We start from the raw sequence: 23,684 nt of genomic DNA, 5'->3' as shown, positions 1-23,684 counted from the left end.
GATTTTATAGAGGTTTTGTTTAATTATATAAAAAATATATAGTTATATATTTTTTATATAATATGTAAAAAATTTGTTGCAAAAATAAGAGCGAATCACTAGCATGGTTAATATATTCTATAAATCTGAAAAGATAAAACCCGATATGAATAAAACAATTTTTTTAGTTGGTGCACGCGCTGCAGGTAAAACAACGATGGGAAAGATGTTAGCAAATAAGCTATCGTTTTCTTTCATTGATACCGATAGATATTTACTAGAAACTACCCAAAAGACGGTAGCCGAAATTGTTGAAAAAGAAGGTTGGGAAGGATTTAGAGCAAGAGAGAGCCAGGTGTTGATTGATACAACTAAACCTAATAGTGTCATCGCAACTGGTGGAGGCATGGTATTAGCTGAGCATAACCGGAATTTTATGAAACAAAATGGTACAGTTATCTTTTTATCTGCACCTGCGGCAACATTAGCTGCGCGTTTAATGAAAGATCCTAATATTGCTCAACGACCATCACTAACGGGTCTATCTATTTCTGATGAAATGGAAAAGGTATTGGCTGAAAGATTACCTTTATATCATGATGCTGCACACCATGTGATCAATGTTGATCAAGATGAAAGTTTGATTCTTGCAAAAATGTTTGAAATACTTCAAAACTAATTTAACTTCTTTTAATAAAAATACCACTTTTTAAGCGGTATTTTTATTAATAATAGGAAAAAATAAATTTTTAAAATTTAACCAAGATTCTATATAAGTTTAATTTTTGAATAAAATTTTATTGTTTTTTAGAACCAAATAAAAGCTAAGTAACAAATTTATACTTACTATCTTTCTGATTAATATTGATACTTGTATATTGAATAGAATTATAATTTTATGTTTTACATATGGAGTATGACAAGTGGATAATCGAAAGGTCAATTCTTATGGAATTGCTGGATCTATATATGCGAATTATATAATACAAAGTATTGCATTAATTGTGATCATGCAATTCTCAAATGATATATCGAAACAACTTAATATTGATCTAATCGGTATTGGTAAAATTGCTTCGGGTATAGGAATTGGAAAAATATTATTAATGTTTGTTGGTGGTGTATTGTCAGATAAATTTGGTCGCAAACTATTTATTTGTCTAGGTATGGCTTGTTATGCTATTTTTTTTCTAGGAATGCCTTTTTGTACTAATATAAATATTGCTTTTTGTTTAGCTATTGCTATTGGGGCAGGAAATTCTTTTTTAGATACTGGTTCAATGCCTGCATTAACAGAATGTTTTCCAAACTCATGTGGTACAGCTAGCGTATTGATCAAGGCTTTCATTTCAATGGGGTCTCTTGTTCTTCCATTTATTGTTGTTTTTTGCCATCAATACCAAATATGGTATGGTTGGGTTTTTTTCGGTTTTGTTGCTTATTTAATAATTAATACACTGTTTTTACTTCCTAAGCAGTTTCCACATATAGATACACCCATTAAAAGTAATGAATGCTCACAAAGTTATTTTATTGGAAAACCTAATTTTGGATTTGAAGGTATTTTATTAATTATTATGGGATTTACAACAACAGCAACATTCGTTATTGTTTTGCAGTGGTTGCCAACTATCGCTATCAGAGCTGTTAATATGAGCGAACCTGATGCTAATCAACTGATTAGTTATTATAGCACTGCCTCAATTATTTCTGTATTTGTTACGGCTTTTGTAGTCAAGCATCTATTAAAACCTATCTTTTGTATCATTATTTTGCCTGCCTTATCTGCGTTGATATTAATTATTTTTTATTTTAATGTTTCACCAGCAGCGTGTGTTATTGTCGCAATAGGAATGGGATTTACTGCTGCAGGTGGTGTACTTCAATTAACTTTGGTTGTTATGCAACAAATGTTCCCAACAAGAAAAGGTCTTGCTGTAGGTTGTATGTATACTTTTAGCGGTCTATCATTTGTTATCATTCCGCTTATAGTACCAGAATTAGCTATGTTCAATGTAAGTTATGCCATTTTAATTGACTTTTTTATTGCGATATCAAGTGTAATACTTGGCTCAATTATCTTTTATCGTTTTAAAAAGGTCGTTGATATAACAAAAATATAATTTTATATATTTTAAAGGTAATAATGTTAGAAAGTATGCCAATATGGCATGCTTTTTTTCGATATTAACATCCCATAGCATTTTAATTTATTTTCGTATTTAACAATTCAATATTTTGTTAATCCATTATTAATTAATTAAAAATCATTAAGCTTAAGCCATTAACTTTTATTAATAGCAAATTTTAAGCTTATTATTAGATTCTTAAAATATTTCTTGCCATAAAACTAAAAATAAATAAAAATACATAAAAAATGAATAACTATTCAATTTTAGGTGGTTGTAAAAATGAAAGAACGTACAACTGAGTTAGTTGATGGCTTAAGACATTCGGTACCTTATATTAATGCACATCATGGCAAAACGTTTGTAATTTTGCTTACAGGTGCAGTATTAAAAAGTAATAATTATTCAAGCATTATCAGTGATATTGGTTTACTTTATAGTCTTGGTATTAAACTTGTTATTGTTAATGGTGCTCGCAATCAGATTGATGAATCTTTAAAAAATCATAATATCACACCTAAATATTATAAAAATACGCGTATTACAGATGCAACAACACTAGACATCATTAAACAAGTTACTGGTTCATTACAACTCAATATTACCGCAAGTTTATCAATGAGTTTAAATAATACTCCACTACAAGGAGCTCATATCAGTGTTGTAAGTGGTAATTTTGTGATTGCACAACCTTTAGGAGTAGATGATGGGGTTGATTATTGTCATACAGGTAAAATCCGTCGTATAAACAACGAAGCTATAGCTGAACAATTAGATCGTGGCTCAATTGTGTTACTAGGCCCTGTTGGCGTTTCGGTTACTGGTGAAAGTTTCAATTTAGCGTCTGAGGATGTCGCAACCGAAGTTGCTATTCGCTTAAAAGCGGATAAATTAATCAGTTTTTGTGCTGAACAAGGAGTACTTGATGAAAACGGTTGTGTTATTACCGACCTTTATCCTGTTGATGCGGATAATTATGTCAACAAAAAAGAGCAGCAAGGTAAACCTTTATCTAGTGAAGCACGTTTTTTACGTGCAGCATCTAAAGCATGCCGTAGTGGAGTCAGACGAAGCCATTTGGTAAGTTATTTGGTTGATGGCTCAATTTTACAAGAATTATTTTCTCGTGACGGGATTGGAACACAAGTAGCGATGGAACATTCTGAACAAGTGCGTTTAGCAACTATTAACGATATTGGAGGAATTTTAGAACTCATACGCCCACTTGAAGAACAAGGTATTTTGGTTAAACGTTCACGTGAGCAGTTAGAAATGGAGATCGATAAATTTACTATTATTGAACGTGATAATATGACAATTGGTTGTGCTGCGCTTTATCCATATCCTGAAGAAAAAATGGGAGAAATGGCCTGTGTAGCTATTCATCCTGATTATCGCAATTCATCTCGAGGAGATGACTTAATTGAAAAGTTAACAGAAAAAGCAATCCAGCTAGGGCTCGAGAAAATATTTGTTTTAACTACACGTAGTATTCATTGGTTTAGAGAAAAAGGTTTTAATCCAGCAGAAGTAGATGATTTACCTATTAAAAAGAAAAAACTTTATAATTATCAAAGAAATTCTAAAATTTTAATGCTTGATATTCTTTGAACTATATTTAAAATAGATCTGGGAGCAACTAAAATTTTTAATATTATAAATTAGGTATTAAATAATGGGATATTAATGCCAGCTATAAAAAGTAATTAAAATTAGTATGTTACAACAGTATTTAAAATTTGCATTGTAAATGCTTTTTTTAAATAAAATCCACGTGGTCGAGTTAAAATGATATCACCATTTTCACTAATTGCTTCCGTAAGAGCTTGTCCATTGGCTGCTTTAGGTCTAATTTGTAAATAAGTACCATATCGAGCGGTAATTTTTTCAACATGCCCTAGTGCTATCATATCCATTAACTCTTCCCAGTCTTGTTTGAGCTGTTGTTCTTGTTCTTGAGTTGGTGTCCACATAATAGGTTTTCCAACTTTTCTATTTGCGAGAGGAATAGTTCTTTCACCTTCTATCGGAATCCAAAGCACTTTTGCAAGTTTATATCTGACATGGCTTGTCTCCCAAATAACGCCATGATTAGCCATTAATGGTGTGACACTAACAAAGGTTGTTTCAAGTGGTTTAGCGTGTTTATCAACAGGAATAGTTTTAAGCTCTATACCAAGATTAGCAAAATCTTGCTCAGCTTTACTACCAGCATTTGCTCCTAAAAAAGTTTCAATAAGATTGCCTACCCAACCCTTTTGTTTATTTAAATTATTCGGTATAGGTATGTTTAAGTATTGTGCTATCTCGCCAAAAGTATAACCTGCTGCTAACTGAGCTCGTTGCAATAATTCTTGTTCACTATTAGGAAAAAATATAGGCATAGCAAAAAATAGTTAACTTACTTGTTAAGAAAACACAGTCAATTATATTGACTGTGAATATTAAAATAAAGAGTTATTAGCTTAACTTTTCAATCCAACTTGCATAGCTATTAATAATAAGGGATAAGAATTCTTTACTTTTTTCAGTAATATTACCACTTTCATCAAAAGCAGAAGCTACATTACCAATATAAGCTTCAGGCTGTTGTAATGTCGGCATATCAAGAAATACTAATGATTGACGAAGTTGATGGTTAGCGCCAAACCCACCAATTGCACCTTGTGAAACGGAAACAATTGCAGCGGCTTTTTTAGACCAAATGCTCTTACCATAAGGACGAGAACCAACATCTATTGCATTTTTGATAACAGCAGGAACTCCACGATTATATTCTGGTGTCACAAAAATAACACCTTGACAATCGGCTACTTCTTTGCGGAAACGAGTATAAGAGGCAGGAGGGGTATCATTATCAATATCTTCATTATATAAAGGTAAATCGCCAATTTGAATAATTTGTAATGAAAGTGATGGTGGTGCGATTTTTTGAAAAACTTTTGCTACTTTTAAGTTATAAGAGTCTTTGCGTAAACTCCCTACTAGTACAGCAATTTTTTTACTCATCTTAAATCTCCACTTTTTTATAAGAGGTATTTTTAATACCTCTTAAATTAATAGTATTTGTTAATGTCCTGATGAGTCGACTTTTCGGCCTGCTTCAAATAAGAACCACGCACGTTGTTCTGTTTGATCGATCCACTCTTCAATTAAACTGGCAGTAGCGGTATCATTGTATTTATCACAAATATCATGTGCAACACGCATACGTTCTGTTAGTTTGACATTATCTTGGCATAGCTCGGCAAGCATATCTGATGGTTCAACGAAATCTGCATCATTATCAGAAATACTTTGTAATTTAGCAATGTGACCAATTGAGCGTAGAGTTGTGCCACCTAACTTACGGACGCGTTCCGCAATCGGATCTGTCATTGCAAATAGCTCTTCACCTTGATCATCTAACATTAAGTGGTAATCACGGAAATGAGGGCCACTAACATGCCAATGAAAGTTTTTAGTTTTTAAATATAAAGCAAATACATCTGCTAAAACAGAATTCATTGCTCCAGAAATATCTTTTGATGCCTTTTGTCCTAAATCAGTAGGAAACAAAATAGCTGATTGTTGTAGTTTTTTAGCAGAAGCCGTACTTTTAGCCATGATATATTCTCCTTTAAATTGAATAATAAATACCCGTATTGACAAAATTACGCCAACTTAATGTGAATGTCCAATAAAAAACGTTAATTTTTTACTATCATTGCTATTTCAGTAACCTATGGCTTTTTTATCTCTTACTTTTTCTTGTTTCTATTTATTTGAAACAATATCTTTCAAAATAAAAGAAAATGTTTCAAAGTGTGATTTAGTTAAAAGTTTTTGTGTTTCAAAATTGATAGCATTAATGCGAAATTTAACTCAATAGGAGACAATATGATTGATGCTATTTCATTTGGTGCCGAATGGTTTATTGGTTTATTCCAAGAAGGCGGCAAGGTATTTGTGGGTATGGTAACAAGTATATTACCATTATTAATTTCATTACTCGTTGTGATGAACGCAGTGATTAAATTTATTGGGCAAGAACGTATTGAACGTTTAGCGCAAGCTTGTGCGGGCAATCCTGTTTCTCGATATCTATTATTACCACTTATCGGAACTTTCGTATTTTGTAATCCAATGACATTAAGCCTAGGCCGGTTTATGCCAGAGTTTTACAAACCGAGTTATTATGCAGCTTCATCTTATAGTTGCCATTCAATGAATGGACTCTTTCCACACGTTAACCCTGGTGAACTTTTTGTTTATTTGGGAATAGCGGCCGGTTTAACTACCCTAAATTTACCTTTAGGCCCTCTTGCTGTGAGTTATTTCCTTGTTGGTTTAGGTACTAACTTCTTTAGGGGGTGGATTACTGACTTTTGTACTGCCATTTTTGAAAGAAAAATGGGCATCAAGTTAGAAAGAAAAGTTCATCTATAATAAAAATAAGGAATATAAAAAATGGCAAAATTTATCCAAATTGAAAAAGGCGAAGCAGGTTGGGGTGGACCTTTGGAGCTTCCAGTTATTGCTGGTAAAAAAATTGTTTATATTGCAGCAGGTACTCGTCCAGCCATAGTTGACACTTTAGTTGATCTAACAGGTTGGGAAGCTATTGATGGTTTTAAAGATGGCGAGCCGCCTAAAGAAGAAATTGGTGTTGCTGTGATTGATTGTGGAGGAACATTACGTTGCGGAATTTATCCAAAAAATCGTATACCAACTATCAATATTCATGCCACAGGTAAATCAGGCCCTCTGGCTCAATATATTGCTGAAGATATTTATGTTTCTGCGGTAAAACCTCACAATATCAAGCTAATAGAAAAAGAAGGCGATGTTGTAAGCGAACCAGCAACAAACGATAAATCGTCTGAATTTAAAGATTATGACAGCAGCAAAAAAATTACTGAACAAAGCGATGGTTTGTTAGCAAGAATTGGTATCGGTATGGGGGCTGGTGTTGCTGTCTTCTTCCAAGCTGGCCGAGATACAATTGACACTGTACTGAAAACAATACTTCCTTTTATGGCGTTTGTATCGGCACTAATTGGTATCATCATTGCGTCTGGATTGGGTAACTTTATTGCGCATGGGCTAGTACCACTGGCAAACAATCCGCTTGGATTGGTTATTTTAGCCTTAATTTGTTCATTTCCATTACTTTCCCCATTCTTAGGTCCTGGTGCGGTTATTGCTCAAGTTATTGGGACATTAGTTGGTGTTCAAATTGGACTTGGTAATATTCCACCTCATTTAGCATTACCAGCATTATTTGCCATTAATGCACAAGCAGCATGCGACTTTATTCCTGTTGGTTTATCACTTGCTGAAGCTAAACAAGATACAGTTCGAGTAGGGGTACCATCGGTGTTAGTTAGCCGCTTTTTAACTGGTGCGCCAACAGTATTAGTTGCATGGGCGGTATCGTTATTTATCTATCAATAGATTGTTTAAAAAATGGGATGGTTCCATCCCATTTTAAACTAACGTTAAAAATAAAAAGCTTGGATTAAGTGAAAGCAAGAAATAAGAAGGTTAATGATGTCAAATATTATCTATCAATCAAAAATTAGTCAAATTGGTGAGTTTGCTCAAGATGCATTAACGGATGGTATGTTAATCCTGTTTAAAACTGGAGCACCAGCAGATTTAGCGGATTATTGTTTTGTGCATAGTCATGATGATTTAAAACAAGATTTACAAGTTGGGCAGACCATTTATCTAGGTAAACAGAGTTACAAAATTACCGCGGTGGGTGATGTTGCTAGCGTTAATTTCCGTGAATTAGGTCATATCACATTAAAATTTGATGGTAATAGTCAAGCCGAATTACCAGGAACCATTCATATAGAAGGTGAAACTCCAAGTCAGCTTTTTGTGGATGATGAAATTAGAATTGTAAATGATTAAGGAACATAGAAAATGAAACAAGTAGCAGTTGTTATAGGTGGCGGACAAACTCTTGGTGAATTCTTATGTAAAGGTATCGCTGATGCTGGATACAAAGTTGCCGTTGCAGACTTGAATGCCGCTAATGCAAACAAAGTTGCAGATGAAATAAATCAAAAATATGGCGCTGGCACAGCAAAAGGCTTTGTTGTTGATGCAACCAAAGAAGCTAGTGTCATCAAGTTAGCGCAAGACGTTGAAGCTATATTTAAACATTCTGACTTATTAGTCTACAGTGCAGGAATTGCACGTGCAGCTCCAATTACCAGTTTTGCATTAAGTGATTTTCAATTATCGGTTGATGTCAACTTAACTGGTTATTTCTTATGTGCGCGTGAATTTGCAAAATTAATGGTAAAACATAATACCGCTGGTCGTATTATCCAAATCAATTCGAAATCTGGAAAAGTGGGTAGCAAACATAATTCGGGATACAGTGCAGCCAAATTTGGTGGTGTAGGATTAACACAATCACTAGCCCTAGATCTTGCTGATTGCGGTATTACTGTAAACTCATTAATGTTAGGTAACTTATTAAAATCCCCTATGTTCCAATCGTTAATACCACAGTATGCTAAAAAATTAGGTATTCCTGAAAACCAAGTGGAACAAGTTTATATTGATAAAGTCCCTTTAAAACGAGGTTGTGATTATCAAGATGTACTTGATGTATTGCTATTTTATGCAAGTGATAAAGCATCATATTGCACAGGGCAATCAATCAACATTACTGGTGGACAAGTGATGTTCTAGTTAAAATAAAGTGCGAAAGTTAATTTAAACTTATCGCACTTTTTATTCTAGCTTAAATAAAATGGAAAAATATTAAATATGACGACCACTCTAGTTGCTATAGCACTTATTGCTTGGTGTATTCAAATTATTTTTAGTTGGTTTCAAATTCGTCGTTTCAATAAAGCGTTTCTAGCTTTACAAAAAGGTTGCTACTTAGGTGTCGGTCGCAGTAAAAGTAAACGATTTAGACCAAGAGTATTAATCGCAATTTCATTAGATGAAAATAAAGTTGTGATTGATTCTATCATAATGAAAGGGATCACGGTATTTGCATTGCCTAAATCTATTTCCCAGCTCCATGGCTTATCTGTATCAGAAATAATCCCAGAAAAAATATTTCCAAACGACCTAATATCACAAAGTGCGTTGATTGTTGCCTTAACAGCAAACAATTAATAATTATCTTTTATTTTGAAAAGTAATTTCTTTCATTATAAAGTATAATGGTTTGCAAAATAAAATTTCCTATATACTAATAATGATGGAATCATAATATGAAAGTAAGGCAACGACAAACAGCCATTTTAGAATACCTGCAAAATCATGGGCAAGTTAGTATCGATGAATTAGTTGAGCATTTCAAAACGACTGGAACTACAATTCGTAAAGATCTTACTCAACTCAGCCAAAGTGGTCTAGTTTTACGTACCTACGGCGGTGCCATGTTAAACCGTGAAATTGGTGATAGAGCTATTGATCATAAAACCTACATCAACATTGGATCTAAAAAATCAATTGCATACGAAGCAGTTAAATTGATCCAAGAAGGTGACTCAATTATTTTTGATTCTGGAAGTACTGTTGCTCAGATGATTCCTATACTGACAAGTTTCAATAATTTGACTATTATGACCAACAGCTTACACATTGTAAATGAACTCGTTGCGCATAATAATGATCATACTATTATCTTATCTGGTGGCACTTTTCGCCGTAAATCGGCCTCTTTTCACAGTAACAGCGCATCAACTGCGGCCATATTTGAATCTTACACTTTTGATAAACTATTTATGGGGGCTGATGGGATTGATTTAGTAGGGGGCGTGACAACATTTAATGAAAGCTATCACGGCAGTGTTGCCATGAGTAAAGCTGCGGCAAAATTAATATTATTAGCTGACTCAACCAAGTTTGGCAGGCGTAGTCCTAATGTTGTGTGTGACTTAAATGCTGTTGATACCATCATCACCGACAATAAATTAGATGACAAATATTATGAAGCACTCATACAACGAGGCATCAAAGTCATTAAAGTAGAAGTAATTGATAAAGAATAAAAAATAGCATTGTTTAAATGTTGCATTAGCGGGAATCTATTTGAGTGATGCAAATTATTAACAAAACAAATTTAATTTACTCAAAATTAAAAACCCGCTAAAGCTGAGCGGCTAACAAGCGTACCGACTTATCACCTTAAAATAACAATCTAGCACGAATTGTTCCTGGCACGTTTTTCAGTTTAGCTAACAATTCTTCAGCCTTACTTTGTTTAACTCTATCGATATCAATAACAACATAACCAATCTGAGGATCAGTTTGTAAATATTGTGCTGAAATATTAAGCCCTTGTTCAGCGAATAACGTATTGATAGCAGTTAGAACACCAGGTTGGTTACTATGAATATTAATAAAACGACTAGAGCCTTTAGCTGGAATAGGTAAAGAGGCTTCAGGAAAATTAACTGCTGAAAGTGTTGCACCAGTATCAGAATATTTAGCTAGTTTACTTGCGACCTCAATCCCAATATTTTCTTGTGCTTCGCTAGTTGAACCACCGATATGCGGAGTAATAATTACATTATCAAATTGACATAATGGAGATTCAAAAGGGTCGTTGTTACTAGCAGGCTCTGTTGGAAAAACATCAATAGCTGCCCCACTGAGTTTATTGGCTTTCAGAGCTTTAGTTAAAGCATCAAGATCGATAACTTTACCGCGTGAAGCATTGATTAAAATTGCGTCTTGTTTCATTGCATCAATTTCGTTATCACTAATCATTTTGATGGTTGTTGGATTTTCTGGTACATGCATTGAAACAATATCGCTTATTGCTAGTAATTCTTTCATTGTTGAAACTTGTTTAGCATTGCCCAAAGGTAGTTTTGTTTCAATATCATAAAAATAAACATTCATCCCTAACGATTCAGCCAAAATACTTAGTTGGCTACCAATATGCCCATAACCAATAATACCTAAATTTTTACCACGAGCTTCGTGTGAACCCGTCGCAATCTTATTCCATTTTCCACGGTGTGCTTTAGCATTTGCATCTGGTACTCGACGAAGTAATAATATTGCTTCGGCTAATACTAGCTCTGCTACAGATCGCGTATTTGAAAATGGTGCATTAAAAACAGGAATCCCTTTTATTGTCGCTGCATCAAGATCAACTTGGTTGGTACCTATACAAAAACAGCCAATGCCAGCAAGTTTAGGTGCAGAATCGATAATATCCTTAGTTAATTGTGTTCTTGATCGGATCCCAATAAACCGAACATCTTTCAGAGCTTGCTTAAGTTCTTCAGGTGATAATGCGCTTTTATGATATTCAATATTGGTAAAGCCGGCGGATTTTAATATTTCAATTGCGCTAGGGTGAACTCCCTCAAGTAATAAAAACTTATTTTCATCTTTGGTTAAAGTTTGAATAACCATTATTTCCTCTCTTTCCTTCAGCATACAAATTGGTACTTATAACTAAATACCATTATTAACTTTATTGTAGTAAATGATTTTATCTCAGCTCTTTTACACCCGTACTGCATCCAACAAGCGCAATATCAGCGCCTTTATTGGCAAATAATCCAACAGTAACCACACCTGCAATGTTATTAATTCGGTTTTCAAGCTCCATTGGTTTGGTAATGACAAGATCATGAACATCTAAAATCACATTACCATTATCAGTTATAACGCCTTGACGATATATTGGTTTACCGCCCAGCTTATATAACTCACGAGCAACATAGGAACGTGCCATTGGGATCACTTCAACCGGTAATGGGAATTTACCTAATACATCAACAACTTTTGATTCATCAACAATACAAATAAATTGTTTAGCAATGGCTGAAACAATTTTTTCGCGCGTTAAAGCTGCGCCACCACCTTTAATCATTTGCAACTGGTGATTAATTTCATCTGCACCATCGACATAGACATCCAAATAATCGACTTCATTACAATCGAGAACAGGAATACCATAGCTTTTTAATTTTTGGGTGGATGCTTCCGAACTAGATACAGTACCTTTGATTTGATCTTTTATTGTAGCTAATGCATCAATAAAATGGGATGCAGTAGAGCCTGTTCCTACACCAATAAAAGAATCAGGTTTGATAAATTTTAAGGCTGACCAGCCTACGGCCTTTTTTAATTCGTCTTGTGTCATAATATCACCCCTATTTTGAGGATAATTTTTCTTAAAAAAAATAAAATTTTGAAAGCAAAATTGTTGAAGATATGGCATAGTACCCAATTAGAAAGCAAAAATCATTAGGATTTTAAGAATTAAATCAACTTTGTGATAGGTTTAAAACTTATTACGATATTAAAGTAGATTAAATATTTGAGCAATGATCAAATCATTAATAAAGAGATTATGAAGCGTCCAGATTATAGAGCGTTACAAGCATTAGATGCGGTGATAAAGGAACGAGGATTTGAAAGAGCTGCTGATAAATTGTGTATTACACAACCAGCAGTTTCGCAACGTATCAAGCAATTAGAAAGCTTTTTTGGTCAACAACTGCTAGTTAGGACCATTCCTCCGAAAGCAACCAAACAAGGTGAGCACCTGCTTGGTTTATTACATCAAGTTGAATTATTAGAACAGCAATGGTTAGGTGATAACGAGCAAAATGCCACACCGCTGTCGTTATCTATTGCGATTAATGCTGATTCTTTAGCAACTTGGTTTTTACCTGCGTTAAAACCAGTTTTAGATAAAAATATCTTACGTTTTGATATTCAAGTCAAAGATGAAGAACATACGTTAGAATTATTGCGTTTAGGGACTGTGGTTGGTGCGATTAGCATTCAAGCTAATCCTTTACCAGGTTGCTTGTCTGATTTATTAGGTGCTTTAGACTATATTTTTGTGGCTTCACCTGATTTTGCTAAAAAGTACTTTCCAACTGGGGTGACTCGATCATCTTTATTAAAAGCGCCTGCTGTTGCATTCGATCATTTAGATGATATGCATCAAGCCTTCTTACAAGAAAACTTTAACCTTACGCCAGGCAGTGTAATTTGCCATATCACTAGTTCATCTGAAGCTTTTGTGCAATTAGCTAAACAAGGTTCGGCATGCTGTATGTTACCAAAGTTGCAAGTTGAGCAAGAATTAAAAAATGGTGAATTAATTAACTTAACTGATGGGTTATATCAAAGACGTATGCTATATTGGCATCGTTTTGCTCCTGAAAGCAGTGTAATGCAAAACATCTCTGAAACCTTGATTCGTTATGCACAACAAACATTATCACAGCCTTAGGATTTAGATCACAAAGAATAAATATATTAAGTGATTTTTATACTGAAACACATACTTACCTGAAACTTTTTAACAAAATAAAGTCTATATTTAAAGAGCTGAAGATATGAGCCAATTAAAAAATGATCGTTATTTACGAGCTTTACAATGTTTGCCTGTAGACTATACACCAGTTTGGATGATGCGACAGGCTGGTCGTTATTTACCTGAGTATCGTCAATTAAGGTCAAAAGCGGGTGATTTTATGACGATGTGTCAAACGCCAGAATTAGCTTGTGAGGTCACCTTACAACCATTACAACGATTTGAGCTTGATGCTGCTATTATTTTTTCTGATATTTTAACAATCCCTGATGCTATGGGGCTTGGCTTATATTTTGAATCGGGTGAAGGACCTAAATTTAAAAAATCGATATCTTGCATATCAGATATTGAACAATTACCCATCCCAGATCCAGAGCAATCACTTAAATATGTGATGGATGCGATTCGATTAACAAAAAAAGAACTCAATGGTAAAGTTCCACTAATTGGTTTTTCGGGAAGCCCATGGACACTAGCCACCTACATGATTGAAGGAGGCAGTAGCAAAGCATTCACCAAAATTAAAAAGATGCTTTATAGTGAGCCCAAAGCGTTGCATCAACTACTTGAAAAACTCGCAAACAGTATCGCATTATATTTAAATGCACAAATTCAAGCGGGAGCACAATCGATTATGATTTTTGATACTTGGGGCGGCGTATTAAGTCATCAAAGCTATCAAACATTTTCACTTGACTATATGCAACAGATCTTATCGCAATTAAAACAAGGTAAAAAAAGTCAAGATATAACCTCGTACATTCCTGTTACTTTATTTACTAAAGGAGGAGGAATATGGCTTGATCGTATTATTAATACTGGTTGTGATGCGGTGGGAGTGGACTGGACTTTAAATTTAAGCCAGATTACTCAAAAAGGGAAAATAGCAGTACAAGGGAATTTAGATCCTTCCGTTTTATATGCAAGAAAGCAAACAATTGAATCTAACGTAGAGGCCGTTCTTAATGAATATGGCTATCACAATGGGCATGTTTTTAATTTAGGGCATGGTATTCACCAAGATATCCCTGTAGAGAATGTACAGCATTTGATTGAAGCGGTACATCGACAATCAAAAAGGTTTCATCATGATTAAAAATCCTGTTCAATTAAGGCTAGAAAAGTTACCACAATGGAAACAACGTTTATTTATGGTCTGCTTATGTGAACGAATGTATCCCAACTTTGTTTTTTATTGTCAGCAACAACATTGCTATCAACAACAAAACGAAGATGATGCTAAGAATTATAAAAAAATACTGGATCTTGTTTGGGAATCGCTATTAGTTGAAGATGTAAAAATTAATTTTGATTTACAGCTTGAAAAATTAGAACTCATTATTCCAACTGTAACAGATGACAGTCCTTATATGGTTTATCCAGCCATCGATGCTTGTCATGCGCTTGGCGAAGTTTTGCACTCTTACTTGAGTGGTGAAATCGCCGAACATACCGCTAAAGTCAGTAGCATATCAGCAACTACTATTGCTGAATTTGAAATGACCAGAACAAATGTTACTCTTTCAGAAGATGAACAGCAAACTTTACCTAGTGTTATTGATGAATTTGATTTGCAGTGGGAAATATTTCGATTGCTACGCGAAGAAAATAATGAAATGAATGAGTTGATAAAAGGCTTGAAAGATGAAATTCGAGCAGCGGGAACTAGCAATATTGGTGTTTTTTTGAGCTATCAAGGCGTTTAAAGTGTAATTTTTAAAATTTTTATTAAATTTTTCTTTAATATTGGACAAATATAGACTACATTTAACAGCAATGTAATCTAAGCAACGTTTACAGTAACGAAGCTAGAATATTAAGTTTTATCTTCGTTTATAATGTTAACTTTAACAATAAAATAATATGTAAGGATATACCCATGAATAAAACAGAACTTGTTGACGCTATTGCTAGCAAAGCTGATATTACCAAAGTAGCTGCAAAAACGGCGTTGGAAGCTACATTAGCCGCTATTACTGAATCATTGAAAGCTGGTGAGCCAGTTCAATTAGTTGGTTTTGGTACATTTAAAGTTAATTCTCGTAAAGCTCGTACTGGTCGTAATCCAAAAACTGGTAAAGAAATTAAAATTGCAGCAAGTAAAGTACCAGCATTCGTATCAGGTAAAACTTTAAAAGAGGCAATCAAATAAGTTGCTTTTTCTTACTGTCAACTTGATTGATAGAAGTATTAGGTCATAGGGTATAGTCTTATGACCTTATCAACTCAATAAAAATACATTATTTTAAGGCAAATTGCTTTCGCTTTTTCTTGTTTATAAGTAGTATTAGAACCAAATTAAAATTATATTACTAATAATTTTAAGTGGTTATTTCAACCCATTTCGCTTGTAATATATCAATCAAATCTTGAGGCACAATTTCAATTTCTAATCCTCTTCGCCCGCCTGATATAAACATTGTTGTGTGCTCACTTGCACTTAAATCAATGAGTGTGGGTAGTTGTTGTTTTTGACCGAGTGGACTAATTCCTCCCACCAAATAACCTGTTACCTTTTGAGCTAAATTAGGATCAGCTAAATCTATTTTTTTACATTTTAGTGCTTTTGCGACTTTTTTAAGATCCAAATGACTATCGACAGGCAATACACAAACCGCTAACGTCTTATTATTACCGTTTAAACTCACAATCAAGGTTTTAAATACCTGTGCTGCTGTAACATTCAAACTGGGATCAAGTTTATCAACCGCTTCTTGCCCATAGTTAGTTTGGTTGGGATCGTGTTTATATTGGTGGATATTAAATTTTATTTTTAACTTTTTAAGTAAATCAATTGCTGGAGTCATAGCTTATATCCAATAGATTTAGTTAAATCAAAATAGTATATGGCAAATGATATCCTTACCAAAATAGAGTTGGTAAGGAAATGAATAACAATTAAAGAATTAATTTGTGGTCTTCTTGATTTTAATTATCACTGTTAGGTGGTGCTACTGAGTTAGAGGAATTATTTGCCAGCGTATAAAGACGATAGAAAAAGCTAGTAACAAAAATATCAAAAAAGATACTACAGAAAGAGAAGATTGTATCAAGGACAAAATTGTCACTATCGAACTCAATAGCTAATTGAGCAAAAACCATCACAAATGCTAGGTAAATTAATACCATCAAAATAGCTGAGCGCCACTGTGTTTTTGATAACTGAATGCTTAATGAAAGTGAGTCAAGAATATTGTTTTGACCAGGTTCAACCAGCGAAGCAAAAAAGAAGTTACAAAAAATAATTAAAATCAGGATTGGAATCAGTAGTACTAAAAAAATTAATATAAAAATAAGTGCTTTAGGTAAAAGTAAATTTAAACTAATAAGCACTATAGATAACATAAATGAGACTAAAAATATAAAGACACCAATGATAAGATAAAAAAGAATAATTTTTAATGTATTTGATAACGCTTTAGACAGTAATAGATTTAAATTAAGTTTATCGCTGATATAAAGGTTAGAAATTGTTGCTATACTAATTGCTTTTAAAATAATTCCAATTAGTAATGTCAACATCACGAATAAAACATAGTTAGTTAAATTTCGTGAAAAATAGATTTGTTCGGCTAGATTTTGTTTGTCAAAGAAAGAATTAAAAAACGCATGAATTAAAGCTAGCGTTAGACTAACAAGAACAAATTGCGTAATGCGATTACGAATAAAATTGCGAGTTTGTGTAAAAGTTAAAGAAAAAGAGATTTTTTTTTGCATTTCTATGTAAGTTCCTTATATGTGGTAACTGGCTTAGTTACCACTATTATTTTTGAATGATTAAATTCGTAAATTAAGCTTGCAATAATGAAATATCAGCTACTTTCAAGAATAAGTTTTGTAGCTTTTTCAAAAGCGCTAATCGGTTAAGTCTAATCTCTTCATTGTCAACCATAACCATGACTGAATCAAAAAATGCATTCACCGTCTCTTTTAATGACGATAATTCAATTAACGCATCTTGATAACGGCTTTCACTAAAGTAAGGTGAAAGTTTATCGGTTAAAATCGCCAATTTTTTAGCTAACTCGCCTTCAGCACCTGCTTCTAGCAAGGCTGCATTGATCTGCTCAGGAATAGTAACCTCAACTTTAGATAAAATATTTGACACTCGCTTATTAGCTTCGGCTAATGACGAGGCTTCGGGCAAGGTTCTAAAGTGAGTGACTGCCTTAACGCGTGCATCAAAATCAGCGGGTTTAGTTGGATTAAGTGCTAAAACTGCTTGAATCGTATCAATTGCAAAGCCTTGTTCTTGATACCAAGCTCGGAAACGACTCTGCATAAAATTAACAATATCGTCAACTATGTTTTTATTATTAAGCTTATCGCCATATAATGATGCGGCATAATTGGCTAATTCAACTAGATCTAAAGGCAGTGCCTTTTCAACAATAATACGTAAAACACCAATAGCCGCGCGACGCAATGCAAAAGGATCTTTATCACCTTTAGGATGCTGACCAATACCAAAAATGCCGGCTAAAGTATCCAATTTTTCAGCGATAGACACTGAACAAGAAACAGCAGTACTTGGTAATTCATCACCAGCAAAACGCGGTTTATATTGTTCTTCAATGGCGGTTGCAACTTCAATACTTTCGCCATCTTTAAGGGCCAAATAACGCCCCATAATACCTTGTGTTTCAGGGAATTCAAAAACAGTATTAGTCACTAAATCGCATTTTGTTAATTTGCCCGCTCGTTTGGCTTGCTCAACATCAGCCCCAATTTTATCGGCAATAAAGCCAGATAACGACTCTATGCGAATTGCTTTATCCTTAACTGTTCCAAGCTGTTGTTGAAATAAAACTGTTTCAAGGCGAGGCAAACGGTCTTCTAAACGTTGTTTTAAATCAGTTTGATAAAAGAATTCAGCATCGGCAAGGCGAGGGCGAACTACTTTCTCATTACCCGAAATTACAACTTGTGGATCTTTTGACTCAATATTAGCCACAAAAATAAAGTTTGGTAATAATTTGCCTTGTTTATCATAAACAGGAAAGTATTTTTGATCGCCTTTCATGGTATAAACCAATGATTCAGCAGGAACCTCTAAAAATCGCTCCTCAAATTTAGCAGTTAACACAACAGGCCATTCAACTAGAGATGAAACTTCTTCAAGCAAATTATCTGTTAAATCTGCTTTACCATTTAATTTTGCAGCTTCTTCTTCAGCTTGTTGTTTAATAATAGATTTACGTTTATCGTAGTCAGCAATTACTTTACCACGTTGTTCCAAAATTTCAGGATACTGGTCTGCATTATCAATAGTGAACTCTTGCTCACCCATAAAACGATGGCCACGAATAATGCGATCTGATTTAATCTCTAAAATCGTACCAGGCACAAGCTCATCACCATACAACATAGTAACAGTATGACATGGACGAATAAATTCAACTTGACGAGCTGCCCAACGCATTGGTTTAGGGATAGGTAATTTACTTAATGCGGTTTTAACCATATCACATAACAAATTAACAACTGGCTGACCTTTTTGATTTTGAGTATAAGAAAGCCATTCACCTTTATCGGTTTGTATACGCTCAGCCTGATCAACTGTAATACCACAACCACGAGCCCAACCTTCAGCAGCTTTAGTTGCATTGCCATTGGCATCAAAGGCTGCGCTGACCGCAGGACCTCGTTTAACTATTTGACTATCGGGTTGCGTATCATTCAAATTCAAAACTTTTAATGCTAAACGACGAGGCGATGCATACCAAAGCACCTCACCATGTTCTAAATTGGCATTATCAAGCTGCTGTATAAAATTAGCCGCAAAGCTTTCTGCTAACGTGCGGAGTGATTTTGGTGGTAACTCTTCGGTACCAATTTCCACTAAAAATGTTTTTTGCATAATCTTCTAATTCCTACTTTGATGCACTTTCGTTAGATTGTGAATTTTGGCACATAGGGAAGCCAAGAGCTTCACGTGATGCGTAATAGGCTTCCGCCACCATTTTGGTTAATGTTCTGATGCGCAAAATATAACGTTGTCGCTCAGTTACTGAAATTGCTTTACGAGCATCAAGTAAATTAAAACAGTGGGCCGCTTTTAAGATGCGTTCATAAGCGGGTAGTGGCAGTGGTTTTTCTAACTCAAGCAAAAACTTGGCTTCTTTTTCGTGTTGTTCAAAACAATAAAATAAAAATTCAACATTTGCATATTCAAAATTATAAGTGGACTGCTCAACTTCGTTTTGATGAAACACATCGCCATAAGTTGTTTTACCAAATGCACCATCACTCCAAACCAAATCATAAACACTATCCACGCCTTGAATATACATTGCTAAGCGTTCAAGTCCATAAGTGATTTCACCAGTAACTGGCTTACATTCAAGCCCACCAACTTGTTGAAAGTAAGTAAATTGGGTTACTTCCATACCATTTAACCAAACTTCCCATCCAAGCCCCCAAGCACCAAGGGTTGGGTTTTCCCAATTATCTTCAACAAAACGGATATCATTAACAGTTGGGTCAAGACCTAATTGTTTTAACGAACCTAAATAAAGCTCTTGAATATTATCAGGAGAAGGTTTTAAGATAACTTGAAATTGGTAATAATGCTGAAGCCTATTTGGGTTCTCACCATAGCGGCCATCGGTTGGGCGACGTGATGGTTGAACATAAGCCGCATTAATAGGTTCTGGCCCCAGCGCTCGTAGGCAAGTCATTGGGTGAGATGTCCCCGCACCAACTTCCATATCCAAAGGCTGAATCACAGTGCATCCCTGATTAGCCCAGTAGTCTTGTAACGTAAGAATTAACCCCTGAAAGGTTTTGACATTAAACTTTTGCATGATGTTATCTTTATGGTTGAATTGATATTTCGATAATTTAAATAGTGCTATATATTATACTTTTTATCAATACTTGTGAAATGCCTAATCAGGCTCTGCCTAATATTGAATAACTAATTGATTTTTCTGCAAAAATAAAAAAATTAAATAAAATCAATACCCTACCTGAACGTTTTTTATGGAAAAGTAGGACAACATATAACCTTTTCTGATTAACATTAATTAATCGTTTAATATCAAATGAATAGACTATATTTTATTAGTAATATGTTATTTAGCTTATTTAATCGTTGGCAAAATATCCTCGATTTTTATGTATTATTTTTGTTGCTATTAGTTAAAAATTGACAAATTTCTTGTTGTGATTTGAGTGTTCTAATGTTTTGTAATATTTCTGACGCTTGAACATAGTGCTGTTTTAAATAAGTAAGCCATTGTTTGATGCGAGCAGAGTGATAAAAAGGTTTAGCATTATCAATAGATGATGTTGCATAGTGAATTAAAATTTCCATCACTTGTTGCCAATTTAATGCTGACTGTTTAGTTCGAATCATATTAGCTAGGTTTGGAATAGTTAAAATACCTCGCCCTAGCATAATGTCATTAGTTTGGCTTTGGCTTATGCAATTTTCTGCATCTGCAATAGAGAAAATTTCACCATTAGCAATAACAGGAGTTTTTAAGTGCTGTTTGATTTGGCCTATTGTTTGCCAATCTATTTTTTCAGTTTTATAGCCGTCTTCTTTGGTCCTTCCGTGAATTGCTATTTCGTTGGCTCCGGCAAGTTCAATTGCGTTGGCAATTTCGTGGCAATGTGATTTATTATCCCAACCTAAGCGAATTTTGACTGATAATTTATTTGTTGCACCTATAGCTTGTCGTACTTGGCTGACAATATTAAATATCTGCTCTGGATATTGTAATAAATAAGCGCCACCATGGCTGCCAACTACAGTTTTGGCAGGGCAACCAAAATTGATATCTATGCCATAAGAACCTAATTCGATAGCTTTAACGGCATTTTCAGCCATCCACTCTGGCGACTGTCCTAAAATTTGGACACGAACTGGCGTGCCAGATTTGGTTTTTCCATTATTGTAAAGTTCAGGACATAGGCGATAGAAAGTCCTATTTGATAATTTGTGATTGGTCACTCTGATAAATTCTGTAACACAATAATCAAATTGGTTAATTTCAGTTAAAAGTTGTCTGACTTGATAATCAAGTACTCCCTCCATAGGAGCTAAAATAATTCGATTAATTTTCATTGAGAAACCTGATTGGTATTACCATTACCACAAACAGGACAATTAGGTTGTTTGGTAAATTTAACTTGGCTAAACTCCATTGTCATTGTATCAATCATTAATACACGACCAATTAATGGTTTTCCATATTGAGTTAACACTTTTATCGCTTCTAAGGCTTGCATGGAACCAAACATTCCAACAAGCGGAGCCATGACGCCGGTCTCAACACAAGTGAGTTGATCTTTACCAAATAAGCGACTTAAACAGTGATAACAGGGTTCATTAGATTGGTATGTAAATACACTTAATAACCCCTCCATACGGATTGCCGCTCCAGAAACTAACGTTTTTTTTACTTGAAAGCAACAGCGGTTAATTTGCTCTCGTGTCACTAGGTTATCCGTACAGTCTATGACAATATCATGTTGTTTAATAAGTGAAATAAGCTTATTATCATCAAGTCGCTGATTTACTGTTTCAATTAACGTATTGGCATTTATATTGGTTAAGGTCTCTTTTGCCACCTCGACTTTGTATTGATTAATAAAGCTTTCGGTATATAAGATTTGTCGATTTAAGTTGGATTTTGATATGGTGTCAAAATCAACTAACGTTAATTTGCCTAAACCTGATGCGGCTAAATAGAGTGATGCAGCGCAACCAAGTCCGCCTAAACCAATGATCAGTGCTGAACTGTTTTTCAATATTTGCTGTTTATCAATATCGAAATCACGCAATGTGATTTGTCTATCATAACGAAACAATTCTTGATCAGTAAGTTCTAGCATATTGTGCGACTATTATTGTGGTTAATTATGAAGAAGCATTATAACAGAAACTTGGCACAACAATATGCCAAGCTATTAAGATTATTTGTCAAAGCCAGATAGAAAGGTTAAATATTCATCTTTGGTCATTAGTGGTTTATATTCTGACATCAGCTTCTGTGCAGGTTTGGCATCATCATAAAGTAAATCAATAATTGTACATGCCATCATTTGCGCAGGACGGATGTAAGCCATTTCTTCATCAAATACCGTATAATCTTTACCATGTAAAACACCTCGAACTGAACCAATCCATGGGTGGCTAACAGGCATAATGTGAGATAAATCTCCAGTATCCGTACTACCTGTCATATGAGGCGCAATCCAAACATTATCAGCACCAATTAGATCTTGTGCATTACTTTGTAAAAAGTCATTAAGCGTTGGGTTGTTTTGCAAAGGTAAATAACCTGGTAGATCTTTAATTTCACACGTTGCCCCAACAGCCATTGCTCCAGCTTTTAATGCTTGATTTATTCGCTCATTGGCATCAATCATGGCAGGCACATTGCCTGCGCGCACATAGCTTTCCATTCTGACATCGCTTGGAACTACATTTACTAAATCACCACCTTGGGTAATAATTGGATGGAATCTAATGTAGTCTTTTTCTTGAAATGTTTCACGAATAGCATGCACCCCCATCATTCCCATCATCGCAGCATTTAAGGCATTCACGCCAGCATGAGGCGCTGCAGCTGCATGTGCTGCCTCACCTTTATATTTAATTAATTTTCCGATAAAACCATTGCTAGTTGTTGATATTTCGATAAAACCATTTTGGCGTTCATTAGGTACACTAGTTAAATGTATTTGTAATGCCATATCAATATCGTCAAACTCGCCACGTGAAATTAACTCTGGTTTGCCACCAATATATTTGATTTTACCTTCTTCTATTAAGCGATTTCGATAAGTTATTTCAACATATTCTTCTGCTGGAACGGCAAATGGTACGACATCGCCAGCTAAAAATTGCATAGCCCCTGAATCAATTAATCCCATCGTTACTGCCATCATATTGGCAATTTGAGCATTATGTCCACAGCAGTGCGCAGCACCAGATGTTTCGTCAGCAGCAGGGTGATCTGCACAAATAATAGCATCAAGCTCGCCGATAACGGCAATGCTATATTTACTACCTTTTCCTCCTTTTAGGCGACCTTTTACTCCTGTTATTGCTAATTTATTTTTAAATGGAATACCTAGTTTTTCAAAAGTTTGCTCAACTTTTTGAGCTGTTTTGTGTTCTTTATAACCAAGTTCAGGTTCTACCCAAATTGATTCAGCAATCGCCTTAATATCGGCTTTACGGTTTGCAATTGCACTACAAACCTTTTTTTTAAGTTCTTCTTTTGTCATAAATTAAATCCTAGTGC

At 34.6% G+C, this 23,684-nt stretch carries 25 protein-coding genes; 13 read left to right on the top strand and 12 right to left on the bottom strand.

Annotated features, from left to right (window positions below; translation table 11 throughout):
• The first annotated feature begins 145 nt into the window (after positions 1-145).
• From aroL to argA, 3 genes are all read left to right on the top strand, one after another.
• Positions 146-658 (top strand): shikimate kinase AroL, encoded by a 513-nt coding sequence (gene aroL / locus A9G44_RS06175; RefSeq protein WP_065609839.1) that lies wholly within the window; start codon positions 146-148, stop codon positions 656-658.
• Positions 659-902: 244 nt separating this feature from the next.
• Complete coding sequence (locus A9G44_RS06170; RefSeq protein WP_065609833.1) at positions 903-2,102, top strand: MFS transporter; 1,200 nt, start codon at positions 903-905, stop codon at positions 2,100-2,102.
• A 288-nt stretch (positions 2,103-2,390) separates the two neighbouring features.
• Positions 2,391-3,719, top strand: coding sequence for an amino-acid N-acetyltransferase (argA, locus tag A9G44_RS06165; RefSeq protein ID WP_034913441.1), 1,329 nt, complete (start codon positions 2,391-2,393; stop codon positions 3,717-3,719).
• A gap of 101 nt (positions 3,720-3,820) precedes the next feature.
• On the opposite strand, the gene mutH is transcribed toward argA, so the two are convergent.
• The 3 genes from mutH to A9G44_RS06150 form a co-directional block, all read right to left on the bottom strand.
• Positions 3,821-4,492, bottom strand: coding sequence for a DNA mismatch repair endonuclease MutH (mutH, locus tag A9G44_RS06160; protein WP_065609831.1), 672 nt, complete (start codon positions 4,490-4,492; stop codon positions 3,821-3,823).
• 76 nt (positions 4,493-4,568) lie between these two features.
• Positions 4,569-5,117: an NADPH-dependent FMN reductase gene (locus tag A9G44_RS06155; protein WP_065609830.1), complete on the bottom strand. Its 549-nt coding sequence runs from the start codon at positions 5,115-5,117 to the stop codon at positions 4,569-4,571.
• A 60-nt stretch (positions 5,118-5,177) separates the two neighbouring features.
• Positions 5,178-5,714 carry a Dps family protein gene (locus A9G44_RS06150; protein WP_034913453.1) on the bottom strand — a complete coding sequence of 179 codons (537 nt, stop codon included), beginning with the start codon at positions 5,712-5,714 and terminating at the stop codon, positions 5,178-5,180.
• Between the two features lie 273 nt (positions 5,715-5,987).
• Here A9G44_RS06150 and srlA point away from each other — a divergent pair, with 273 nt between their 5' ends.
• The 6 genes from srlA (at position 5,988) to srlR (ending at position 10,120) form a co-directional block, all read left to right on the top strand.
• Positions 5,988-6,536, top strand: coding sequence for a PTS glucitol/sorbitol transporter subunit IIC (gene srlA, locus A9G44_RS06145; RefSeq protein WP_034913455.1), 549 nt, complete (start codon positions 5,988-5,990; stop codon positions 6,534-6,536).
• 21 nt (positions 6,537-6,557) lie between these two features.
• The gene (srlE, locus tag A9G44_RS06140) at positions 6,558-7,544 is read left to right on the top strand and encodes a PTS glucitol/sorbitol transporter subunit IIB (protein ID WP_065609829.1); all 987 of its coding nucleotides are present in this window, start codon (positions 6,558-6,560) and stop codon (positions 7,542-7,544) included.
• A gap of 93 nt (positions 7,545-7,637) precedes the next feature.
• Complete coding sequence (gene srlB, locus A9G44_RS06135; RefSeq protein WP_257006588.1) at positions 7,638-8,009, top strand: PTS glucitol/sorbitol transporter subunit IIA; 372 nt, start codon at positions 7,638-7,640, stop codon at positions 8,007-8,009.
• A 12-nt stretch (positions 8,010-8,021) separates the two neighbouring features.
• The gene (gene srlD, locus A9G44_RS06130; RefSeq protein WP_034913467.1) at positions 8,022-8,801 is read left to right on the top strand and encodes a sorbitol-6-phosphate dehydrogenase; all 780 of its coding nucleotides are present in this window, start codon (positions 8,022-8,024) and stop codon (positions 8,799-8,801) included.
• Positions 8,802-8,879: 78 nt separating this feature from the next.
• On the top strand, positions 8,880-9,239 hold the full coding sequence (locus tag A9G44_RS06125; protein WP_034913471.1) for a transcriptional regulator GutM: 360 nt from the start codon (positions 8,880-8,882) through the stop codon (positions 9,237-9,239).
• A 98-nt stretch (positions 9,240-9,337) separates the two neighbouring features.
• The gene (gene srlR, locus A9G44_RS06120) at positions 9,338-10,120 is read left to right on the top strand and encodes a glucitol operon DNA-binding transcriptional repressor SrlR (RefSeq protein WP_034913476.1); all 783 of its coding nucleotides are present in this window, start codon (positions 9,338-9,340) and stop codon (positions 10,118-10,120) included.
• Positions 10,121-10,256: 136 nt separating this feature from the next.
• Here srlR and serA read toward each other — a convergent pair whose 3' ends face one another.
• Together serA and rpiA are read right to left on the bottom strand one after the other, a co-directional pair.
• Positions 10,257-11,498, bottom strand: coding sequence for a phosphoglycerate dehydrogenase (serA, locus tag A9G44_RS06115; protein WP_065609827.1), 1,242 nt, complete (start codon positions 11,496-11,498; stop codon positions 10,257-10,259).
• Positions 11,499-11,577: 79 nt separating this feature from the next.
• On the bottom strand, positions 11,578-12,234 hold the full coding sequence (gene rpiA / locus A9G44_RS06110; protein ID WP_065609826.1) for a ribose-5-phosphate isomerase RpiA: 657 nt from the start codon (positions 12,232-12,234) through the stop codon (positions 11,578-11,580).
• Positions 12,235-12,444: 210 nt separating this feature from the next.
• On the opposite strand from rpiA, the gene A9G44_RS06105 reads away from it, so the two are divergent.
• The 4 genes from A9G44_RS06105 to A9G44_RS06090 all read left to right on the top strand — a co-directional run bounded on the left by A9G44_RS06105 (position 12,445) and on the right by A9G44_RS06090 (position 15,574).
• Complete coding sequence (locus A9G44_RS06105; protein WP_034912338.1) at positions 12,445-13,338, top strand: LysR family transcriptional regulator ArgP; 894 nt, start codon at positions 12,445-12,447, stop codon at positions 13,336-13,338.
• A gap of 106 nt (positions 13,339-13,444) precedes the next feature.
• Complete coding sequence (gene hemE / locus A9G44_RS06100; RefSeq protein WP_065609825.1) at positions 13,445-14,518, top strand: uroporphyrinogen decarboxylase; 1,074 nt, start codon at positions 13,445-13,447, stop codon at positions 14,516-14,518.
• Positions 14,511-15,128, top strand: a complete 618-nt coding sequence (locus tag A9G44_RS06095; RefSeq protein ID WP_065609823.1) for a YjaG family protein — start codon at positions 14,511-14,513, stop codon at positions 15,126-15,128. Before hemE ends, A9G44_RS06095 begins: the two co-directional genes overlap by 8 nt.
• Positions 15,129-15,301: 173 nt before the next feature.
• Positions 15,302-15,574, top strand: a complete 273-nt coding sequence (locus tag A9G44_RS06090; RefSeq protein ID WP_034912351.1) for an HU family DNA-binding protein — start codon at positions 15,302-15,304, stop codon at positions 15,572-15,574.
• Between the two features lie 169 nt (positions 15,575-15,743).
• Here A9G44_RS06090 and ybaK read toward each other — a convergent pair whose 3' ends face one another.
• The 7 genes from ybaK to A9G44_RS06055 all read right to left on the bottom strand — a co-directional run bounded on the left by ybaK (position 15,744) and on the right by A9G44_RS06055 (position 23,667).
• Positions 15,744-16,229, bottom strand: coding sequence for a Cys-tRNA(Pro) deacylase (gene ybaK, locus A9G44_RS06085; protein ID WP_065609822.1), 486 nt, complete (start codon positions 16,227-16,229; stop codon positions 15,744-15,746).
• Between the two features lie 121 nt (positions 16,230-16,350).
• Positions 16,351-17,139, bottom strand: a complete 789-nt coding sequence (locus A9G44_RS06080; RefSeq protein ID WP_065609821.1) for a hypothetical protein — start codon at positions 17,137-17,139, stop codon at positions 16,351-16,353.
• Between the two features lie 73 nt (positions 17,140-17,212).
• Positions 17,213-19,285, bottom strand: coding sequence for a glycine--tRNA ligase subunit beta (glyS, locus tag A9G44_RS06075; RefSeq protein ID WP_065609820.1), 2,073 nt, complete (start codon positions 19,283-19,285; stop codon positions 17,213-17,215).
• 10 nt (positions 19,286-19,295) lie between these two features.
• Positions 19,296-20,228, bottom strand: a complete 933-nt coding sequence (gene glyQ / locus A9G44_RS06070) for a glycine--tRNA ligase subunit alpha (protein ID WP_034912362.1) — start codon at positions 20,226-20,228, stop codon at positions 19,296-19,298.
• Positions 20,229-20,539: 311 nt separating this feature from the next.
• A complete protein-coding gene (dusC, locus tag A9G44_RS06065; protein WP_065609819.1) occupies positions 20,540-21,496 on the bottom strand; it encodes a tRNA dihydrouridine(16) synthase DusC in 957 nt (318 codons plus the stop codon).
• A complete protein-coding gene (locus tag A9G44_RS06060; RefSeq protein WP_065609818.1) occupies positions 21,493-22,266 on the bottom strand; it encodes a molybdopterin-synthase adenylyltransferase MoeB in 774 nt (257 codons plus the stop codon). Before A9G44_RS06060 ends, dusC begins: the two co-directional genes overlap by 4 nt.
• Before the next feature lie 81 nt (positions 22,267-22,347).
• Positions 22,348-23,667, bottom strand: coding sequence for an amidohydrolase (locus tag A9G44_RS06055; protein WP_065609817.1), 1,320 nt, complete (start codon positions 23,665-23,667; stop codon positions 22,348-22,350).
• Positions 23,668-23,684: the final 17 nt, after the last annotated feature.

The sequence above is a fragment of the Gilliamella sp. Occ4-3 genome, assembly GCF_001690675.1.
GTDB lineage: Bacteria > Pseudomonadota > Gammaproteobacteria > Enterobacterales > Orbaceae > Gilliamella > Gilliamella bombi.
This window is presented reverse-complemented; position numbering and strand designations above follow the sequence as displayed.

Excerpts from the sequence above, each read along its gene's own strand:
- aroL (WP_065609839.1), top strand. The coding sequence starts at position 146 with ATGAATAAAACAATTTTTTTAGTTGGTGCACGCGCTGCAGGTAAAACA.
- argA (WP_034913441.1), top strand. The coding sequence starts at position 2,391 with ATGAAAGAACGTACAACTGAGTTAGTTGATGGCTTAAGACATTCGGTA.
- mutH (WP_065609831.1), bottom strand. The coding sequence starts at position 4,492 with ATGCCTATATTTTTTCCTAATAGTGAACAAGAATTATTGCAACGAGCT.
- A9G44_RS06155 (WP_065609830.1), bottom strand. The coding sequence starts at position 5,117 with ATGAGTAAAAAAATTGCTGTACTAGTAGGGAGTTTACGCAAAGACTCT.
- A9G44_RS06150 (WP_034913453.1), bottom strand. The coding sequence starts at position 5,714 with ATGGCTAAAAGTACGGCTTCTGCTAAAAAACTACAACAATCAGCTATT.
- srlA (WP_034913455.1), top strand. The coding sequence starts at position 5,988 with ATGATTGATGCTATTTCATTTGGTGCCGAATGGTTTATTGGTTTATTC.
- srlE (WP_065609829.1), top strand. The coding sequence starts at position 6,558 with ATGGCAAAATTTATCCAAATTGAAAAAGGCGAAGCAGGTTGGGGTGGA.
- srlB (WP_257006588.1), top strand. The coding sequence starts at position 7,638 with ATGATGTCAAATATTATCTATCAATCAAAAATTAGTCAAATTGGTGAG.
- srlD (WP_034913467.1), top strand. The coding sequence starts at position 8,022 with ATGAAACAAGTAGCAGTTGTTATAGGTGGCGGACAAACTCTTGGTGAA.
- A9G44_RS06125 (WP_034913471.1), top strand. The coding sequence starts at position 8,880 with ATGACGACCACTCTAGTTGCTATAGCACTTATTGCTTGGTGTATTCAA.
- srlR (WP_034913476.1), top strand. The coding sequence starts at position 9,338 with ATGAAAGTAAGGCAACGACAAACAGCCATTTTAGAATACCTGCAAAAT.
- serA (WP_065609827.1), bottom strand. The coding sequence starts at position 11,498 with ATGGTTATTCAAACTTTAACCAAAGATGAAAATAAGTTTTTATTACTT.
- rpiA (WP_065609826.1), bottom strand. The coding sequence starts at position 12,234 with ATGACACAAGACGAATTAAAAAAGGCCGTAGGCTGGTCAGCCTTAAAA.
- A9G44_RS06105 (WP_034912338.1), top strand. The coding sequence starts at position 12,445 with ATGAAGCGTCCAGATTATAGAGCGTTACAAGCATTAGATGCGGTGATA.
- hemE (WP_065609825.1), top strand. The coding sequence starts at position 13,445 with ATGAGCCAATTAAAAAATGATCGTTATTTACGAGCTTTACAATGTTTG.
- A9G44_RS06095 (WP_065609823.1), top strand. The coding sequence starts at position 14,511 with ATGATTAAAAATCCTGTTCAATTAAGGCTAGAAAAGTTACCACAATGG.
- A9G44_RS06090 (WP_034912351.1), top strand. The coding sequence starts at position 15,302 with ATGAATAAAACAGAACTTGTTGACGCTATTGCTAGCAAAGCTGATATT.
- ybaK (WP_065609822.1), bottom strand. The coding sequence starts at position 16,229 with ATGACTCCAGCAATTGATTTACTTAAAAAGTTAAAAATAAAATTTAAT.
- A9G44_RS06080 (WP_065609821.1), bottom strand. The coding sequence starts at position 17,139 with ATGCAAAAAAAAATCTCTTTTTCTTTAACTTTTACACAAACTCGCAAT.
- glyQ (WP_034912362.1), bottom strand. The coding sequence starts at position 20,228 with ATGCAAAAGTTTAATGTCAAAACCTTTCAGGGGTTAATTCTTACGTTA.
- dusC (WP_065609819.1), bottom strand. The coding sequence starts at position 21,496 with ATGAAAATTAATCGAATTATTTTAGCTCCTATGGAGGGAGTACTTGAT.
- A9G44_RS06060 (WP_065609818.1), bottom strand. The coding sequence starts at position 22,266 with ATGCTAGAACTTACTGATCAAGAATTGTTTCGTTATGATAGACAAATC.
- A9G44_RS06055 (WP_065609817.1), bottom strand. The coding sequence starts at position 23,667 with ATGACAAAAGAAGAACTTAAAAAAAAGGTTTGTAGTGCAATTGCAAAC.